We start from the raw sequence: 21381 nt of genomic DNA on the forward strand, positions 1-21381 counted from the left end.
CCGGGTCAGGTCTTGGCTTTCGCGGAACGCTTCTTCGCAGCGGTTTTTTTCGCCGCGGCCTTTTTCGCAGCTGTCTTGATGCGCTCCTCACCGGGCCGGATGATGATGCCGCCTTTCGTATCGCCGTCGGCGCGCCGGATCGATCCGCCTTTCGTGTCTCCACCATCCAGCGTGATTTCATAGCGCCGCTTGTAGAGCTGTTCAAGCGCCTCGAGATCGATGGAAATGGTTAGTGCCCTTTTGCCGCGCTTGGCGGCGGGCCCGGTGGATTTAACGGCGGAAACTTTGTTGGATTTCTTGGTAGTTGCCACGTCTGCTCCTTTCCATGACGATGTGGAGGGAACCCCGGTCAACACACGACGCGCCGCAATATCAAGGTAATCATCGCACGATGACTGCGTGCAACGATTATAGGAGATATAACTTGAAATTACGTTATTTCGCATAACTCAAGCAATGCTGACCGCCTGCCTGATCGTCCACAACGAAGCCCGCGTATTGGCGCGGTGCCTGACGTCCCTGACGCCATGGGTCGATGCATGCAGCGTCGTCGATAGCGGTTCCACCGACGAGACAGTCGATCTCGCGCGGCAATTCGGCGCCCGCGTACAGGTGATGCCGTCTCTCGCGGACGCGCACGGCAGATTGATCGACTTTGCCGCCGCGCGCAACGCGGCGCTGGCGATGGTGCGCGATGGCTGGGTCCTGTCGATCGATGCTGACGAGGTGCTTTCGATACACGATCGCGTCGAGTGGCGGCGCTTGATCCGCAGGCGCGATTTGCAGGCGATCGAGCTGGTGATCCTGTCGGGCGGCACGCGCTGGTATTTACCGAGAGTGTTCCGGAAGCAGCCGTGGTCGATGTGGCACGGGATCGTGCACGAATGGATCGCGCTGCGGGAACCAACCTGCCGGACGGACTGCGCCACGCTCACCAACCAGCCAGACAAGACGGGTAAGGAATCGGCGGTCGAGCGCGATCTACGTCTTTGCGCGTTGGCATTGCGAGACGATCCCGACGATTTGCGCGCAGTGTTCTATCACGCGCGCGCCCTGAGGCTCGCAATGCGCCACGCCGAGGCCATTCCCCTCTATCTGCGCTATTGGCGGCAGGCGGAGTTCCAGGGGGGGCGCTACGCAGCCGTGCTGGGTGCCGCCGCCTGTGCGCTGTTGATGCGCGACCTCGAGGCATCCCGCCGCTATGCGATGGCCGCATATCGCCTCGATCCCGCCCTTGCCGACGCGTGCTGCGTGCTGGGTGACGTCGCGCTCGGCATGGGGCGCGCCGATCTTGCCATCGGCTGGTTCGAAAAAGCGCTGAACAAGCGGCTGCCCGGGATCGCGCAGGCGCTGTTCGTCGACGAGAGCTGTTACGGGCCCTATCCGCGCGAGCGTCTGCGCTGGATCCGCGAGCGGATGCAGGCACGGTAGCGTGCGTTCATGCCTGCACGATATCGAGTCGCCCCGCAAATTCAATCCACTCATCGAAGGTCGTTCGACGCCAACACTCGGCCCAGAGAGATGGCCTCGCAAACTCGGACAGTCGGATAAGTAAAACGGCCGGGGCCTGAGCCAGCGAGAATGCGGCGTGACGAAAAATCATGGCGAACAGGTGAAGCTTTCATGTCGTGGTTTCACCACCCGGATTGCGAGTGCTAGCTTCTTGCTGGAAACGACATTTTTCAACTATAACTGGACAACATTCCTCGAACACAATCCGTTGCCCGTTTGCCTTTAACGAGGATATAACCAAGTCGCACGTATCGCCGATGGCCTTAGCGCCACAAAAACATCGACGATCGTAAAGGTGGGATCGTGGCCAATCTTCAGGGGCACAGTGAAGACGATCGGCGTGCGACAGCCAATACCCGCGGTGTCGGCACGCCTACAATAACGCTTCCCAAAGGCGGCGGCGCCATCCGCGGCATTGGCGAGAAGTTCGCCGCCAATCCGGTGACCGGCACGGGATCGATGTCGGTGCCGATCGCCACCAGCCCAGGCCGTTCCGGTTTCGGACCTCAACTGTCACTCTCTTACGACTCCGGCGCCGGGAACGGCCCGTTCGGTTTCGGCTGGAGCCTTTCCCTGCCGTCGGTCACGCGCAAGACCGACAAGGGTTTGCCGCAGTATTGCGACGCGGTCGATTCGGACGTTTTCATCGTTTCCGGCGCGGAAGACCTGGTGCCTGTCCTGGTGCAGGATTCCAATGGACAATGGGGGCGAGAAGAGCTTCCCCCCAGAACGGTAAATGGCCAGATCTTTCGCATCCGTCGCTATCGACCGCGCATCGAGGGCCTGTTTGCGCACATCGAGCGATGGACAAACACGACTGACGCGACCGATGTGTTCTGGCGGTCCATCACGCATGACAACATCACCGCTTGGTACGGGAAGACGGCCGATAGCCGTATTGCGGATCCTGCAGACCCAAGCCGCATCTTCAGTTGGCTGATCTGCCAAAGTCACGATGACAAGGGCAACGTCGTCGTCTACGGCTACAAGGCGGAGGACTCGGCGAACGTTTTCGGGGATTCGGCCGGGACCAACCTGCCCAAGGCCCACGAACGTAACCGCACCCATCAGTCCCGTTCAGCGCAGCGTTATCTGAAGCGCATTCGTTACGGCAATCGCTCGCCCTACTTTCCAGAATTGAAGGCCGACGCGGCCTGGCCGGAACCTCCGGATGCCGGCGCGCCTGACGGCAGCGATGCGTGGCACTTCGAGGTGGTCTTCGACTACGGCGAACACGACGCCAAAGCGCCGGCCCCCTACAACGCAGCGCATTGGCCCTCGCGACCGGATCCGTTCTCCTCTTATCGCGCCGGGTTTGAGGTTCGTACCTATCGGCTCTGCCAACACGTCCTGATGTTCCACCATTTTCCAGGCGAAGTCGGCGTCGAGCGCAATTGCCTCGTGCGCTCGACCGACTTCACTTACCCGGACGAAGTCGACCTCACCGATGCCCTCGATCCCGTCTACACTTTTTTGGAAGCCGTCGCGCAGACCGGCTATCGCCGCCACAATGGCAGCTACGACAGTCGCAGCCTGCCGCCGGTACAGTTCGAATACAGCAAGCCCACCGTGCAGGAGACCGTCGAGGAAGTCGATCCGTCGAGTCTCGACAATCTTCCCATTGGCGTAGACGGCAGCGCCTACCGTTGGACTGATCTGCACGGCGAAGGTATCCCCGGCATCCTCACCGAGCAGGCCGATGCCTGGTTTTACAAGCGCAACTTGAGCCCGCTGACCAGCACGGCAGCGTTCGCGCCGCTCGAAAACGTCGCGCTCAAGCCCAATGTGGCCCTGAGCAGCGGGGCGGATTTCATGGACCTCGCGGGCGACGGCCAGCCCGACGTCGTCGTCATGGACGGCCCCGTCCCCGGCTTGTACGAGCATGACGACGCAGAGGGCTGGCAGCCCTTCCGCCCGTTCACCTCGCACCCGAACTTCGACCCGCGCGACCCGAACCTCAAGTTCGTCGATCTGGACGGCGATGGCCGCGCCGACGTGCTCATCACCGAAGACGACGCCTTCGTCTGGCATGCGTCACTCGCCGACGAGGGCTTCAGCCCCGCCCGCCGCGTTGCACAGGAATGGGACGAGGAAAGAGGCCCGCGCATCGTCTTTGCCGACGGCACCCAGTCCATCTACCTGGCCGACCTCTCCGGCGACGGCCTCACCGACCTCTGCCGCATTCGCAACGGCGAAGCCTGCTACTGGCCCAACCTGGGCTATGGCCGTTTCGGCGCCAAGGTCACGATGGACAACGCGCCCTGGTTCGACAACCCGGACCAGTTCGACCACGCGCGTATTCTCCTGGCCGACATCGACGGCAGTGGCACCACCGACATCATCTATCTCCACCGCGACGGCGTGCGCCTGTACTTCAACCAGTCCGGCAACGGCTGGAGCCAGCCGCACACGCTGAAGGTGTTTCCACGCATCGATGACCTCGCAAGCATCGTCCCGACCGACCTGCTCGGCAACGGCACTGCCTGCCTGGTCTGGTCCTCCCCGTTGCCGGGCGAGGCGCGACGGCCGATGCGCTATGTCAACCTGATGGGTGGCCTCAAGGCCCATCTGCTGGTCAAGATCGTCAACAACCTTGGCGCGCAAACGCACGTCGCTTACGCCCCCTCGACCCAGTTCTACCTGCAGGACAAGCGCGACGGCAAACCGTGGATCACCCGGCTGCCCTTCCCGGTGCACGTGGTCGAGCGCGTGGATACCTACGACCACATCAGCCGTAACCACTTCGCCACGCGCTACGCCTACCACCATGGCTATTTCGACGGCGAGGAGCGCGAGTTCCGCGGCTTCGGCATGGTGGAGCAATGGGACACGGAACAGTTCGCCGCCGTCGCCGACGGCAGCGCCCTGGCAGACAACGTCGCCGCTGCATCGCATGTGCCGCCAGTGCACACCAAGACCTGGTTCCATACCGGCGTCTCCCTCGGTTGCGAACGCCTCTCGCGCCACCTCGAAAGCGAGTATTTCCGGGAGCCCGGACTGACCGTCGAAGCCGCGCGGCCGCTCTTGCTCGATGACTCCACTGTCCCGGCGGACCTGACGCCGGACGAAGCGCGCGAGGCTTGCCGTGCCCTCAAAGGCTCCATGCTGCGCCAGGAGGTCTACGCCGACGACGCGGATCACCCTGGCGCGACGCCACAACAGATCCAGCGCGCCCGCACGCCCTACACCGTCACCGAGCAGAACTTCACCATCCGCGCCCTGCAGAAACGCGGCGCGAACCTCCACGCGGTCTTTTTCAGCCACGTGAACGAGGCGCTAAGTTATCACTACGAGCGCAATCCAGCAGATCCGCGCATCCAGCACGCGCTGACTCTGGAAGTCGACGACTTCGGCAACGTACTCAAGCAGGCCGCAATCGGCTATGGACGCCGGATCTCGCCGCTGGGGACGCAATGGGATCGCGACCGCCAGACAACGGCGCTGCTCACCTACACGGAGAACTGCGTCACCAACGCCATCGGATCGTCCGACGCCCATCGCAATCCGTTGTCCTGCGAGGCGATCACTTTCGAGCTGACGGGCTACACGGCCACCGGCCCGGCCGGTCGCTACCGGGCCGCCGATTTCGTCGAGCCCGATCCCGCCGCTCCCGGCCGCCTGCGTCACAAGTTCACCGCCCCGGAAGTCGGTTACGAGGCCACTGCCGCCGGGAGCCGGCGCCGTCGCCCTATCGAAGCGCGACGCACGCTTTATCGGCGCGACGACCTCAGCGGCCTCCTGCCGCTTGGCGAGCTGCAACCGCGTGCCTTGCCCGGCGAAAGCTACAAGCTTTCCTGCACCGACGGCTTGCTCAACCAGGTCTTCCGGCGTCCCCGCCAGGGGCAGGCCGACGAGCCCCTGCTTCCCGATCCCGAGGCGGTGCTGGGTGGCCAGGCCGGCAACCGGGGCGGTTACCTGCGAAGCCGGATGCTCAAGGCGGATGGCCGCTTCCCGGCGAGCGATGCGGATGATCGCTGGTGGGTGCCCTCGGGGCAATCCTTCTACAGCGCGAATCCCGCCGACAGCGCCTCTACCGAACTGGCGCACGCCCGGGACCACTTCTTCTTGGCGCGCCGCTACCGCGACCCGTTCGGCCAGCACGCTTTCGTCGACTTCGACGCCCACGACCTGCTGATGACGCAGACCCGCGATGCCCTTGGCAACCGCGTGACCGTCCACGCCAACGACTATCGCGTCCTGCAGCCGCGTCTGGTCAGCGACCCGAACTGGAACCAGACCGAAGTCGCGTTCGATACGCTGGGCATGGTGGCAGGCACCGCGGTCATGGGCAAACCGGCGCCCGCGCCGGTGGAAGGCGACACGCTCGCCGGCTTCGTTGCAAACCTCACGCAAGCTCAGCTCGACGGCTACTTCGATGCGGACGATCCGCATGCCGCCGCTGTAGGGCTGCTGAAAGATGCGACCACTCGCATCGTCTACGACCTGGACCGCTTCCGTCGTACTCGCCAGGCCTACCCCAACAATCCGGATCAGTGGCAGCCGGCCTGCGCTGCCACGCTCGCCCGCGAAACGCATGTCAGCGCACCGCTGCCGCCGCAGGGCCTGAAGATCCAGCTCAGCTTTTCGTACTCCGACGGTTTCGGGCGCGAGATCCAGAAGAAGATCCAAGCCGAACCCGGTCCGGTGCCCCAGCGTGACGCTACCGGCAGGATCGTCATCGGCGCGAATGGTCAGCCCGTGACGACACCGAATGACGTGAGCCCGAGCTGGGCCGGCAGTGGCTGGACGGTTTTCAACAACAAGGGCAAGCCGGTTCGCCAGTTCGAGCCCTTCTTCACCGACACCCACCGCTTCGAGTTCGCGGTCAGCATCGGCGTCAGCCCAGTGCTGTTCTACGACCCGGCCGAGCGCGTCATCGCCACGCTGCACCCGAACCACACCTATGGGAAGGTGGTGTTCGACCCGTGGCAGCAGACCACCTACGACGTCAACGACACGTGCGCGCCGCGCAACGTGCAGACCGGCGACCCGCGCACCGACGCCGACATCAGCGGCTACGTCGCCGAATACTTCAGGACCCAACCGGCCACTTGGCAGACCTGGCGCGCGCAGCGAATGGACGGTGCCATGGGCGTGGACGAACGCAACGCCGCCTTGCGCGCCGAAGTACATGCCGACACACCTCACACGACCCATTTCGATGTGCTGGGCCGCCCCTTCATGACCGTGGTGCGCAACCGCGTCGTTTGCCCCGGCCACGACCTCGACGGCAGCGAAGAAAGTTTCGCCACCCGCATCGAGCTCGACATCGAAGGCAACCAGCGCGCCGTGCGCGATGCCATCCAGCAGGCCGGCGACGCGCTCGGCCGCATCGTCATGCGTGACGCCTATGACATGCTGAGCAACCGCATCCACCAGCTCAGCATGGAGGCCGGTGCACGCTGGATGCTCAACGACGTGGCCGGCAAACCCATCCGCGCCTGGGACAGCCGCGGCCATGACTTCACCACCCGCTACGACGCGCTGCGCCGCCCGACGGCGCAAACCGTGCGCGGCACGACCAGCGAGTCCGACCCACGCACGCTCGACCTCGACATCCTGGTCGACAAGATCGAGTACGGCGAGACACTGCCGAACGCCGAAGTGCTCAACCTGCGCACCCGCATCTATCGGCACGCCGATTCCGCGGGCGTGGCAATCAACGCGCGGCTCGATGTCGATGGCAACCCGACCCAGGCTTTCGACTTCAAGGGCAACCTGCTGCACGGCACGCGGCGGCTGGTCAGCGATTACATCGCGATCCCCGACTGGCAGCGGAATCCCAAGCTGGACGACGAATGCTTCGAGGGCAGCACCCGCTACGACGCACTCGACCGCCCGGTCCAGTCCATCCCGCCGCACAGCAGTCTGGGACGCGGCCAGTTCAACGTCATCCAGCCGGTGTTCAACGAGGCCAACCTGCTGGAACGGGTGGACGTGTGGCTGGAGCGCGCGGCAGAACCCGTCGAACTGTTGGACACCGCCAACGAAGCCCCATCGCCGGTGGGCGTCGCCAACATCGACTATGACGCCAAAGGCCAGCGCCTGCGCATCGACTACAAGAACGGCACCAGTACCTTCTATCGCTACGACCCGCTCACCTTCCGACTTGATCAACTGCTGACCAAGCGCAAGGCGGCGGACTTCCCCGGCGACGATCCACGGCCGTCCGTTGCCGGCTGGCCGGGCAAGCAAGTGCAGAAGCTGTACTACACCTACGACCCGGTCGGCAACATCACCCATATCCAGGACGACGCGCAGCAGACGATCTACTTCAGGAACAAGCGCGTCGAGCCGAGCAACGACTACGTCTATGACGCCCTATACCGGCTGATCCAAGCCACTGGCCGCGAACACCTGGGCCGGGGCGGCCCCCCCATCGCCCATTCGCACAATGACGCCGGCCGCGTGGGCCTCGTCAGTGCCGACGCGGCGGGACGCTTCGCCCCCAACGACGGCAATGCGATGGGGACGTACATCGAGCGCTACGTGTACGACGCTGTCGGCAACTTCCTGCAGATGCAGCACCGCGGCAGCGGTCCGGCAAATGCGGGCTGGACGCGCGCCTACGACTACCTTGATCCAAGCCTGATCGAGGACGGTCACGGCGCAGCGCTGCTCAAGGCCGGCAACCGCCTGACCCGCACGACGCTGAACCCGGCAGGCAACACGCCGCAGCCGGAAAGTTATCTGCACGATGCCCACGGCAACATGCTGCGCATGCCGCACCTGGGCGGCGGCCTGCCTGGGCCGAACATGCACTGGGACTCCAAGGATCAATTGCGACAGGTCAATCTGGGGGGCGGCGGCACGGCCTACTACGTGCATGACGCCTCAGGCCAGCGCGTGCGCAAGGTGTGGGAGAAGGCGCCGGGTCTCACCGAAGAGCGCATCTACCTCGGCGGTTTCGAGATATTCCGCAGGCACGGCGGTTCCATCGGTACCAACACCGCCACGCTCGAGCGCACGACGCTGCACGTGATGGACGACAAGCAACGCATTGCCTTGGTGGAGACGCGTACGCTCGACACGGCGGGCGACGACCCGGCGCCACGACAACTCGTCCGCTACCAGTTCGGCAATCACCTGGGGTCGAGTTACGTGGAACTGGACGAGCAGGCGCAGATCATCTCTTACGAGGAATACGCGCCCTACGGCAGTTCGACTTATCAGGCGGTGCGCAGCCAGACGGAGACGGCGAAGCGGTATCGGTATACGGGGAAGGAGCGGGATGAGGAAAGCGGGTTGTATGACCACGGGGCGAGGTACTACGCGCCGTGGCTCGGGCGATGGACGGCCTGCGATCCGGCAGGCGTGGAGGAAGGTCCCAACCTCTACCCATACTGCTTCGATAATCCGACGGGCTTCGTCGATCCTGACGGCCAGAGCGGCAAAAAACTCGCCATCGTCATGCACAATGAATCCAGGCCGGCGGGAAAGGAACTCCCCAAACCCAAGGAACCCGTCAAGCCGCATAAGACGAAGGTCAAAGCTCCCGGAAAGAAAGCTTCAGACAAAGAGAAGGCGCAATACGAAAAAGATAAGAATAAAGCCGAGAAAGAATTCTCGGAAAGCATGAAAACGTATGAGGCAGCGAAAAAGAAATACGCTTCCGATTTGAAAGCATACGAAGCAAACAAGAAGGAGTGGAGTGCTTATAATCAGTCGCAATCCGAGTATGAGGCGTCTGAGCGCGCGCTGAAAGCCGCGGGCTATGACGTCGTGAAAGTCGATTCAGGCAAAGCGTTACTCGATGCACTCCAGAACGCTGGGGCGATCAAGGAACTCGTGATCCTGCACCATGGCACGCCCTTTGGCGTGGGCGGTGAAGGACCTGGCGCCGGCCTGTACACCGACAAACCGGCCCCCGGGACCACGCTCGACGCCCAGCGCGGGGCCAAACTAGCGGACTTGGAAAAATTGATCAACGCCAAGAAGATCGTGTTCGACGAGGCCGCGACGATTGTCCTGGCAGGGTGCAGAACCGCTGGCGGTAAGGAAGGTACGCATGTCGGTCAGTCCACATGGACCGGACCGATTGAGGATACCTTCGCTTATCGACTCGCAAAAATTACCGGCCTCGAAGTCTTCGGCAGCGAAGGTGTCACATCATACGGCGCCGACCAGCGAAAATCGACGCCGTGGCGCCATAGCGACATTGGCTGGCATCGATTCACGCAACAGGGAAACTCGATCAAAACGGAAAGTTTGAAAGGAAAATATTTGAATGTCGTGAAGCGAAAAGCGAGCGCGAATCCGGATTGAAACGTCGGCTATTTCTCGCATCCCGATTGATACAGATTGGCGAACGGACATGTATGAAACCAGTTCTCGGCGTTCATATCGAGACCGGTGCTGCTGAATCAACGTCTGAAACCCCTCCCGATGCGGCGCCGGGAGGGTGAGCGCATGCGAGCCGCTACTGCTGAGCAACGTCGACTTCGACGAAACAAGACTCCGGGCGACAGCTCGATTTGTGCCGAGGAGATAGACCATGCCGCAAATACTCGTGATCCGGCTCCACCCGGACACACCCATCGGTGGCACGCGGTTCAGCGATTTTCTGACCGGCTTGAAAATCTCGGCCTTCGATCTGAGCGTCGGCGATCCCAAAATGGGCCAGCATATCGGTGATGCCGCATTCGTGGCGCCGACCGCGCCACCGATCCCCGACCCAGGCACGACCATCGTCCAGCATTACACACCGCCGATTCCACCGCTGCCTCTCACGATTCACGCCGAATCCGAAGCAACGGCGGTGATCCCGATCACGCTGCCCGCCGGATACAAGGAATACGTGACGCCCGACGTCCGGCTCGAAATCAGCCGCGGTGGCACGAAGATCGCGAGCAGGCTCGTCTACTATGACGTCAACGTCGTGACCGTTGGCGCGTTGCCTGCGCCGGCAACGTATCCTGCCATCCCGGCCAGCGAGGTCGGGATCTATCTGCCCCTCCCTCGCCCGCTGTCGCCCGGTCTCGCCCAAATCGATTTGAGCCAAGGCCAGGCACCCGATTTCGAATCGCTCAAGACCGCCGTGCAAACGGTGTTGGCTGCGGATCAGGGGCCCGTGCCCGCCATCGCCGACATCACGCCCGCCCAGGCGTCGCATATCGCCAATGAAATCATCTGGGGCCCGCAAGATCCGCTACCGGCGGCACCTGCAAGTGGCACGACCGGATTCGACGATCTGGGCGCGTTATATACCAATCCGCCGAACGACGGCACGATCGGCAACCAGCTCGAACAGAACCGGCAGCAGTTCGAAGGCAACTTGAACAGCTATTACGCAACGCATAACGCCAACGTCGATCGGCTGGCTCGCTACACGTTTGCGCTCGGTTGCGCGATGGCCTGTGAAAAGATGAGCATCGACGCCGAGATGGCGTTGCTGGTCTTTCCGGTCAACCCCGGTGTACCGAGTCCAACCACATCGATCAGCCGAGCCGATGTCGTGCTGGTCCAAAGCGGCGGCGGTACCCTTACGCCCGCATTCACGGTGCCGGCCGAGTATTTCTATGCGCTCGGCGTCATGCTGCCCATGCAGATGTCGGCGAAGCAGCGATATCAACTCGCCTGCCGCGACAACGAGGAACGTACGCTGCCTGCGCTGACGTCGGCAGTCGATGCCGGCACGATCAGCGATTCGCTTGCCGTCAATCCGGCACAGGCGGCTCGGCGGATTGCGGCGCTCGTGCCCGGCGTGCAATACGACGCGACCGCGCCACACTGCGAAGTCGATGCCACGCTCACGCCGCTCATCAATGATTGGCTTGCGTATCCGTCTGCCGCCAACTGGCGCGACTATCACCCTGGCGACGATACCGTCGGGTTCTGGACACCGGAAATCGCCGCGCAACCGAATGCCTATCTTTCGCTCGACCTCGCGGCTGTGACGAACGACCACCCGCCGTTGATCGCCGCGATTCGTGCCATTCCGGTGACGAGCGTGAGCCAGCTGTCGCTGATGTCCGCCACGGATTGGGATAATCTGTTTGGGATGCCGCCCAATGTCGTGCTGCTGCCGCCCTTCACTGCGCCGGGAACGGCTAAAGCGCGTGTGGCGGCATTCATTCGACACGTCCAAAAATTCTTCGCGGTCGGGTTCGGGATCGCGACAATACCGTCCGCCGCCGCGCCCGCCACACCGATGCTCGATTTGCCCACGGTCGACGTCATCGCCGACTGGGTCAGCGCGTATCAGGCGCTGATAGGCGGCACCTTTTCCTTCGGCGCGGGCGCACTTGTGGAGGCGAACGTGACCGCTGCCGCGCAAACGGCGCTGCCCGGCGACCCATCGGCGCAGGCGTGGCTCGTTCAGCGCGTCACGGTGTTGAACGCTTTGTGTCAACTAGCCGGCGTTGCATCGAATGTGATGCCGCCCGTGCCGAGCCTGGCGTTTTCCATCGCCGAAGCATTGTATGCGCGCGGCTTCACCAGCGCGATGGACATCAACCGGCTGGACCAAACGGATTTTGCCGATGCGATGCGCGGGACCGTCGCGTTCGATCAGGCCAACGCAATCTGGAGCGCGGCAGGCGGTGTCAATCCTCCCGCACCGCCGCCACCCGGCCCATTCCAGCCGGTGAACCCCGGCGGATTGGAGAACTGCGTGCCGCCGTGCTACCTGTCGCCCACGGGCACGGTCGAGTATTTGCATGAACTGCTGCGGCTTTCGGAGAATTCGACCTGCGCGACGCCCGCTGCGCCACCCGATCAAGGCAGGCCGACGCTCGAAGCAGCAATTGCCGCCCGCCGCAATGACCCAGGCTTGCTGGACGTGAGCGCGGCAAACGCAATGACGCCGCTGCCGCTCGTCGACATCGTCATCGAGCAACTCGAAAACCTGGTTGCGCCACCGGCTACCGGCAGCGTTTACAACACGGCCGAACATCACCTGAACGATCATAAGCTGTGCTCCGCCGACGAGTGTGCCGACGTGATCGAGAATACGGACAAATGCCATTCGCCAGCCAGCGTGTTTCGCGCGTTGTCCGGGTTCAATTCGCCGGCTACGCCGGTTGCGAACCGAGCGGCGTATGACGCGCTGAAAACCGATTTTTCGTCACCTGCGCTGCCGTACGCGCAGTCTCTCGATGTCGACCGCGCGTACCTCGATGCGCTTTCATCGTGCCGTTTTGCGGCGATGCGCGGCTTCAGAAAGGAGATCACCGAATTCGCGCTCGACCCGACCGTCGTTGCGCCAACGTTTCAAAGCCATTTATGGCGATACCCGGTCAATATCGATATCGGCATCGAGTATCTCGGCATCGATCCCGAAGAGTATGGGCTTCTGTTCACCCAGGACATTGCGCTTGTATCGACGCCAGGGCAACTGGTTCTATACGAGCTGTACGGTTTCCCCGCAGCGAACCCGGGGGGCTTTAATTGGGTCGACATCGTACTGCGGTTGCCTGAATTCCTGAAGCGTACGGGCCTCACCTATTGCGAACTCGTCGAGCTGCAAAAGTCGAACTGCTTCCGGTTCACCGTCGTGCAGCAGCAAGGGTCGCGCAATACCCACGCGTTTGCCGGCACGGATGCGACGGGCGTGAGCGACAAGTCGGGATTGCTGCCGGATTGCGAGCCTTGCTGCCCCGAGCATTACCGGATCGTTTTCCAGGACCCCAAGAATCCTCTCGATGCATTGAGGTTTCTCGCGGTATACCTGCGACTGTGGCACAAGCTTGAGGCCGTATGCGGAGCGCGCTACACGTTCACCCAGCTTTGCGATATCTGCGAAGTGCTGCAGCTTTTCATCGGCGGCAGCATCAACCCTGATTTCATCCGTCAACTGGTATCGTTCCAGATTCTGCGCGACCAGTTCGGCTTGCGTCTGACCGATGGCACGGCAACGAAAGGCGCACATGGCGCGGACAGGACGCATCTGCTCGCGCTATGGAAGGCGCCGTCCCCGGCAGCAAAGTGGAATTGGGCCATACGCCAGCTTGTCGATCGAATCATGCGCTATGCCCAGACACGCATCGATCATTGCCCGAAACGGCCGCCCCATTTCATCAAGTTACTGGTCGAAAACCTCGATCCGCTGTCGGAACTGGCCGGATTCTCGACGACCGTCGCGAAGGACACGTGGCATGCCGCTCCGACCCATACACTGCGGTTTGCCGAGGTGCTCGCGAAAATCACCGCCTCGCGTTTCGGCATCGGCGAACTGCTGTTCTTGTTTTCGGTAGAGCCGCATCTTGACGGCGACGATCCGTTCCCGCTGCAGGACGCCAACGAATCGCTCGACGCTCCTTTCGATCTGCCCGAGCAAGAGCCACGACAGAACCACGAGCGTAACGAACAGCATGCGCAGGGCCACAGTCTGGATGCACTGCGCAAGAAGCTGCTGGCAGTCGCCGTCGACGAAAGCGAGATTCACGACTGGACGTGGCACCGGATCGAAAGCGCGTTGAAGATGGAGTTCGGTTATGTCGTGCCGCCGGGCGGCACCGACTACTTGACGTCGCTCGGCAAGCACTTCTTTCCCCGCACGCTCGAGCGCGCCGGTATTGCCGTTGGGGCGACGAATCGGCAATACCGCACGCCGTTGATGACGACGTCACCCGATATGTGGAATACGCCGGCCGAAGGCCCATTCAGATTCGACGCGGCGACCAACGAGCTCTATACGCAGCTTCCACTGACCGATCACGCCGTGATCGAAAAACTCGTGCACCTCCGTGACCTGACGCCCGACGAGCAACACGCGGTGCAGAACCTGTATGCGATGCCGCGCGTCGACCTCGCGCCGTTTGCGATGCTGTTCCCCGACTTCGCTGCGGCGGAAAAACATTTGATTGCCGAGCACGACGAAGAACGACGTTGGCACTGGTTTCGCGAGCGGTTTGCGCTGATGGTCAAGCGCTGCCATGTGATTGCCGCGCATTTGGTCGGCCATGTTGGCGCCGTCGCGAGCGCTACGCTATGCGGTTGCACCGACGCGCCGTCGCCGCACGAGACGCAAACGGCATGGTTGATTCTGCGACACCTCTTCGGCGATGAGAACCGCGGTTTGACTTCGTGGGAAGCCGATTCGGGCGCAACACCCGACGTCGTGTGGAAACCGTTGCCGTCTGGCGGGGCGTTTGCGGCGCTGCTGGGGCTCGTCGGCACCGGATTGATGGGCGAGTTTCACACCAAAGGCGGCGAGCTCGTCTGGCGCGAGCTCCGTGCGAGCCTAGGGGCGTTCGATACGGAGAAGAACGAAAAGAACGAGCCATTACCTACGATTCTGCCAGCGCTCGATTTGAGCCTTTCTCCCGAGCAACTGAAGCTCTTCGGCGTGCGTAACGGTTTCGCGATTCAGAACCGCCGCGGCACCGAGCTGGGCGGTGCCGCCGGCTTTCATATCAAGTGGCATGGCGTTCTGATGATCGACGAGGAAGGCCGCTACCAGTTCGAAGCCGACGTGCCGGGCGGGAACGCGGGCAAGGAGAAGATCGACGACGAGCGTGAATGCATTCCGGAACGCCGCTGGCGAGTCACCTTGAGCCGCGGGCAGAAGACGTGGGCGGTGCTGTCACATCATTGGAAGGACGAACCCGCCGAAAGCAATTCGTCACCGCATTTGAAGTCGGGCGCATACACCATCGAAGTCGAATTTTTTCAGAACGAACCGCAGTTTTCGGGCGAAGACGATGTGCATCCGTTGCATACCGGGTTCGAAGTCAAGTATTCGGGCGCCGATACGCATGGGCAACTCGTGGTGCTGCCACTCGACAAGCTGTTTTGCGCGAGCAAGGACGAGCAGCTCATCGGCCAAATGAGCTTTCCGAAAGGCAGCAGCGTTGCGGAGTACTTGTACCTGAGATACACGAGCACGCTGCGCGACATACGTCGTACTTACCAACGCGCGTTCAAGGCGCTGCTGTTCGCGCATCGTTTCGCGCTCACGGGCCATCCAACGAAGCCGTTCGGGCAGTCCGAGCTAGGCTATATGTTCGCGCATGCGGACTTGTTCGCGGGCATCAGCTATTACCGCAATCCGGGTTTTGTCAGGCACACCGCCAATTTTGACATGAACCTGCTGCCGCTCCTCGACTACTATCATCCACCGGCAGCGAGCCAGGATCAGCGCACCCTTCCGAGCAGCCAGCGCAAGCAGGCGCTGTTCGACTGGTGGGAGCGGATGTTCGATTACTCGCGAATGTGTCGGACCACGGACGAACGGGAAGACGAGAGCGGAAAGAAGACGTGGGCGCGTGCAAGACCCGTCTGGTTGTTGTTCGAAGAAGCGGCCGAGAAGCAGCCCGACGACCCCGCTCAACTGCTGCGCCATCTCGACGTCGACCTGAATCACGCACCCTGCGTGCTGTCGTATTTCTCGACGCAGACGACACCCGTCTACAAGATCGTCAGCGACGACCTGAAGGACGATCGATGGGCGGTCAGGGTCTGGCATGCCAACCACTGGATCGACGAACTGATCGAACGTTGCCCGCCGAATGACATTCGCCTCGCGCGGCCGGACTTATGGGCGTCGGACGACCCTGGCGCTCCGGTGCCCGGCGAAGCGCAAACCGGCAATGTCAATTTGGTGCGCCTTGTCGAAAACGCGATGATCGAGCCCGACGAACCCGATCTGCGCCGCTACGACGATCTGCGAAAGATCAACGATTGCCTGCGCGAGCATGCCCGAGCGCATTTGCTCGCGTATTTGTGCGGAATGAATCGGGTGCCGCTGCCGCGGGGTGGTCACGCGAAGTCACCGGATGCGTTGAGCGCCCTACTCCTCATCGACGTCGAAGCCGGCTTCTGCGAAATGGCCAGCCGTATCGAAGAAGGTATCACGGCGGTGCAGACGTTCGTGCAGCGCGCACGGCTGGGGTTGGAAGACTGGGCGATCGGACCGTCGTTCCTGAGTCTGTGGAAGGATATTTTTGCCAGCTATAAGGTCTGGGAGCGTTGCCGCTGCCGGACACTCTACCGAGAGAATTGGATCGCGTGGGACGAGCTGAAAAAAGCGCGCAGAATTGAAGCGTTCCAGTTTCTCGAAGATCAATTGCGCCGCTCGACGCTGACGTTGGCCGCACCCGGCGGCCTCGAATACTGGGCGGCGTCGCCGCCGCCATCGCATCCGGCGGTCGAGCTGCTGCAACAGTGCACGCCTTGCGCACTGCGCTTGCTGACACCGCCGAGGGAAGGGCTCGGCATGCTGGGGACGTCCGAGCGCGATGCCCGGCCCTCGTGGCTCGCGCCTGACTCCGGTGCGCCTCAAGGGACGCCCCAAGGCCCGAACAATCCACCGTCGCCCACCATCGCTCGCATCGCGGACACGAATGCCGCGGGCGTTGTCGTCGCGACGTCGGCCTCGAGCGCATCACCGGCAACCGCGTCCGGCAAGCTACCGTTCTGGATCGAGGCGGCCATCCGTCTTGGCGTGCGCTTCATCCGCGTTGCCGCGGGTGGCGTGCCGCCTGCCGAGGCGGAGTTCGTTCCGAGCGACTTTCATTCCGAACCGGGTTGCTGCGCCGAATGCGGCTGCGTGCATCCGCCACTCGTCGACGAATACTATTTCTGGCTCGTGCCGGCGCAGACATTCGATGAGCCGTTCCAGGACGAGTATTACGACCCATCGGAACAAATCTCCCATTACTGGCACGACCCGCAGCAGATCCCGACGCTTCTCGACTGGAAACCGGAATCGGCCGTGCGGCTTGCGTGGTGCCGGGTGCATAACGGCGAATTCAAGCAGCCGCGTCATTCCAGTGGGCTGGTCAAGCTGTCTACCGGCGCGACGCCTGACCTGACCTACGTCGGGAGGCTGGACGACTCGCTGACTTTCGCTGTAACCGGAGGCATTGCGCCCACGCCTCTCGGGTACAACGGCACGGACGCCCCGGGCTTCCGCTATAACATGGCCGTGGACAAGTGCGTGGCGCTACCGCTCGTGCAGGATCCGACGCCCGTCGCGAGTCCCTACCCCGCCGGGTTGCCGGCCTATCCCTATTTCGTTTTCGTCGAGCCCGGCGAGCGGCTCTTCATCGAATCGATGTTCAGTCCGTCGATTGCCATTGCCGATGTGCTGCGCTGCCGTTGTCATTTCGAACCGGCGCTGAAGTGGTACGAACTCGTGCGTAATCCGCTGCAATCCGACAATATGTGGGTGCATTGCGGCACGGACAGCCGGCCGGGCGGCGACACCCTCGGAACGGTAGACGTGGTCGAGCGACCGGCCGACGTTGCGGTGGCCGAGCCGCCGCCGGCGACGCATTTGCCCTCGGTCGACAGCGTGGAGGTGCCCGGCCAAGGACGTGCGGCACTCGACACGTGCTGCGACAGCACGAAGATCTCGGCACAGACGGCGCGCGATCGGGCGATCGTGCTCGCTTACGCGGAAACGCTCGTCGAATGGGCGCGCGCGCTGCTGCGGAAGAATTCGCGCGAGTCGGCGCAAGAGGCCAGGCTAATTCTCGACACCGCTTCGGCCATTCTCGGCCCCTGTCCACCGACCGTGCGCAATCCGTCAAGGCCAGACAAGGGGACCGTGGCGACGTTCGTGCCATTGAACCCGCCGCTCAATCCGCGGCTGATGCAGTTGTATTGCCATGTGCGGGACGGCCTTTCGCTCGTGCATCGTTGCCTGAGCGACAAGCGTCTGCGCAACCCGGATGTGGCGGGTATGTACGGTTCGCAGTACTGGGGGCAGGATCCATGCTGCTGCGATCCGGCTCCCCACCGGCCGTGCGACGAACCCGTCTGTTGCGAGGACGGCGCCTGGTGTCACCCGCTCACGCAGTATCGCTTCGTCGTGTTGATGCAGAAAGCACGAGAATGCGTGGGTCGTCTGCGCGAAATGGGCACGGCGCTCCTGGGCGCATTCGAACGCGGCGACGGCGAGTATTTGGCGCAGATGCACGCGCGGCACGAGACAGAGTTGGCCGATATGACGGTCGATATCCGGCAGCAGCAATGGCGCGAGGCGGACTGGCAGGTGCAGGCGCTGCGCAAGGGCAAGGAAGTGCAGCAGACGAACCGCCGGTACACCAAGCGACTGATCGATGTGGGCTTGATCAATGGGGAGCTCGACTATCAGGACAATATGAACAACGAGATCGGGCTGCGCAGCACGGCAACCGAGATCGAGGCCGTGGCGGAGGCCATGGAGCTGATTCCGGACCTTTTCGTCGGCTTCCCCTGCGAAGAGACCTGGCTTCCGCTCGGCACCAAGCTCGCCGGCATGTTCAAGACGATCGCTCGCATTACCAACGAGATCGGCGAGATCGCCGGCCTCAATGCGCAGCTCGATCTGACGCAAGCAGGCTGGCAGCGCAGGCTTGACGAGTGGGTGCATCAGGTCGAGGTCCTCGATCTGGAGATCGAACAGATGGAGATCCAGATCCTCGCCGCGGAGACAAAGGCCCGCGAAACCTTGCTCGAATTGAATCTACACCAGCAGTCGCTCGAGCAATCGCGCGAAAGGCTGAACCTCTTGCGCGACAAGTTTACGAGTCACGAGCTATGGCTATACCTACAGAAGGAAGGCATGGCCATGTACTGGCAAATGTACGAGCTGGCGCAACATGTCGTGCGGCAGGCACAGCGGGCGTTCAATTTCGAGCTCGGTTTTACCGACCACAATTACCTACCGTGTGAAAGCTGGAACGGCCTGCACGAAGGCTTGCTCGCGGGAGACAAACTGCAACTCGCGCTCGACCGGATGGAAAAGGAATATCTGCAACGCCATCAGCGCGAGTACGAGCTCACCAAGCATGTGTCGCTCGCGTTGCATTTTCCATTGCAGTTCCTGCAACTCAGATTGACCGGCTACTGCGAAATCGAGATACCCGAGTGGATGTTCGATATGGACTATCCGGGGCAGTATATGCGGCGCCTCAAAAGTGTCAGCGTGACAATACCGTGTGTAACCGGACCCTATACGGGCGTGCATTGCAAGCTGACGCTCCTGCATAGCTGGACGCGTATCGACCCGTGTCTACCCTGCCCCGTGACGCATTGCTGCAATGACAAGCCGAAGGGCGCCTGCGGTTGCCGTCATCCCTTGCCCGAGCATTACGAGGCGAAATGTTGCGATCCGCGTGGCGCGAAGCTGTATGGTGCGCGCGAGGCGATTGCGACGTCGAGTGGCCGCAACGATGCGGGGTTGTTCGAATTGAATTTCCATGACGATCGGCATTTGCCGTTCGAATACGCCGGCGCCGTCAGCTGCTGGCGCATCGAACTGCCGCAAGAAAGCAACTACTTCGATCTCGATACGGTCGCCGACACGATACTGCATCTGAACTATACGTCGCGCGAGGGCGGCACGGCATTGCGCGATGCGGCTCGCGCGGCCATGCGGGAGAGGCTGCCCGGCAATGGATGGGTCTATCTCGACGTGCATCGCGATTTTCCCGATGCGTGGGAACAGCTGCGTCGCTCGCGCAGCGCGATGCAGAGCGGTGTGCGGAGGGACAGCGTTGATGAGGCGAATCCGGGAGGCGTCATGACGCTGCCTATCTCGAGGAGGCTGTTTCCGTATTTGCCAGGCGATCCGTCGATCAAAGTCACCAAGGTCGCCTTGCTCTTCGACAGCAGTCATTGCTGCGAGCAGGAATGTTCGTGCATCAACGAGTGCTCCTGCGCGCATGAGGCGAGGCGCGGCAGCCACCTCGTCGAAGTGACAGTCGCCCCCCCAGACAGCGAATGTTCGCCGGACGAGTTCGAAATCGAATGCAAGAGCACCGTCGATTGGCCGGGGCTGTATCACGGCAGCGGAGAGATTCGTATCGCTCCGCTGGACAGCTGCAATCCGGACCATACAATGACGTTGAGCTTTGCCGATAGCATTTGCGGGCTGGAGCGGGTTTTCGTGCTGTGCCGTTACGAAGTCACCGAACGTTGTTGCGAGACCGTGCGGCCGAGTTCGTCTTTCGACGTTCATGAGGGAGGCTGCCATGACTGCGCGTAAGCCGACTGTGCAAATCCAAGAGGGGAAGGTGAAGCACCCCGCCCACGACTCCGCCGAAACGGACCGCCAAAAGAAAGGGAAGTACCAATTTGTCACGGGCGCGACGTTGGTGGCGCTTGAGGACCGGGTCAATCAGCTGATTGATGAACATCCAAATTTGACGCTGAAGCAAGTATTGTTTGCGCAGGGAACCGGATTCGTGGCCGTGCTTGAGCGGCCGGCGTGAGACTCGCGTCGGACCGCTCCTGGACTCCGTAATCGGTCAAAAAAAACAAGCGTCCGGTCGGCCTGCGAGCTGTTACCTTACCCGATTCGCGCAGGCTCCAAGGCGCAAGCCAGCGCATGCCGACGGCGGCCGGGGCTCGGCGGAGAGGTGTTGAGGAACGATGGAAACACCAGTCAGGAAGTTGTATTGAGCCAATTGCTTCCAAGCATCGATAAAACGGCGCTTCCGGCGCAACGAGTTGTTCGCCATGCAGGACGAGCACGCGCTCGATCACGTCGCACTCCGGGTCAAGCAGCAGCCAGAGCACTTCTTGCTCGGCTCGCTTGAGACCTGGTTTGAGCACGGCCTCGGCGTGGCGAAACCAATCGACATCCGCGCCCGCCGGAGTGAGATCCCGCATGAATATCGCGAAGTAGACCACCTTGACCAAACAACTGATTAGGTCGTTGTTGCCGTGAGCGCTGCGCAGCGCGGCCAGCACATGCTGGTGCTCCAGCGACAACGACCGGACATTCCCGGTCGGCAACGGCGGCGGCCGTGACTTAGTTAGCTCTGGCCATTTCCGGCAACGCGAGGCGTGTCTTTTTCACAAGCGGTGCTGCCTGCGCTGCTATTTACCATGGATACCGGAATCGATTTCTGTCCAGATACCGTCGCCAACCACGCCTGGAAGAAACGAACCTGCGCAGCCATGCTTCCGCAGTCCGCGCAAGTTCGCGTCAACACA

At 62.2% G+C, this 21381-nt stretch carries 6 protein-coding genes; 5 read left to right on the forward strand and 1 reads right to left on the reverse strand.

The genetic code is table 11. From position 1 onward, the window contains the following. Nucleotides 1-5: 5 nt before the first annotated feature. Nucleotides 6-311: a hypothetical protein gene (locus tag FPJ27_RS15180; RefSeq protein WP_204421670.1), complete on the reverse strand. Its 306-nt coding sequence runs from the start codon at nucleotides 309-311 to the stop codon at nucleotides 6-8. A 145-nt stretch (nucleotides 312-456) separates the two neighbouring features. On the opposite strand from FPJ27_RS15180, the gene FPJ27_RS15185 reads away from it, so the two are divergent. From FPJ27_RS15185 to FPJ27_RS15205, 5 genes are all read left to right on the forward strand, one after another. Further along, nucleotides 457-1431, forward strand: coding sequence for a glycosyltransferase (locus tag FPJ27_RS15185; RefSeq protein WP_204421671.1), 975 nt, complete (start codon nucleotides 457-459; stop codon nucleotides 1429-1431). A 384-nt stretch (nucleotides 1432-1815) separates the two neighbouring features. Next, the gene (locus FPJ27_RS15190) at nucleotides 1816-9777 is read left to right on the forward strand and encodes a SpvB/TcaC N-terminal domain-containing protein (protein WP_204421672.1); all 7962 of its coding nucleotides are present in this window, start codon (nucleotides 1816-1818) and stop codon (nucleotides 9775-9777) included. Nucleotides 9778-10006: 229 nt separating this feature from the next. Next, nucleotides 10007-20428 (forward strand): neuraminidase-like domain-containing protein, encoded by a 10422-nt coding sequence (locus FPJ27_RS15195; RefSeq protein ID WP_204421673.1) that lies wholly within the window; start codon nucleotides 10007-10009, stop codon nucleotides 20426-20428. Continuing rightward, nucleotides 20415-20654, forward strand: coding sequence for a hypothetical protein (locus tag FPJ27_RS15200; RefSeq protein WP_204421674.1), 240 nt, complete (start codon nucleotides 20415-20417; stop codon nucleotides 20652-20654). Before FPJ27_RS15195 ends, FPJ27_RS15200 begins: the two co-directional genes overlap by 14 nt. Before the next feature lie 247 nt (nucleotides 20655-20901). Beyond that, complete coding sequence (locus tag FPJ27_RS15205) at nucleotides 20902-21096, forward strand: hypothetical protein (protein WP_204421675.1); 195 nt, start codon at nucleotides 20902-20904, stop codon at nucleotides 21094-21096. Nucleotides 21097-21381 lie beyond the last annotated feature (285 nt).

Source organism: Burkholderia sp. MS455 (genome assembly GCF_016899445.1).
In the GTDB taxonomy this organism is placed as follows: Bacteria; Pseudomonadota; Gammaproteobacteria; order Burkholderiales; family Burkholderiaceae; genus Burkholderia; species Burkholderia pyrrocinia_C.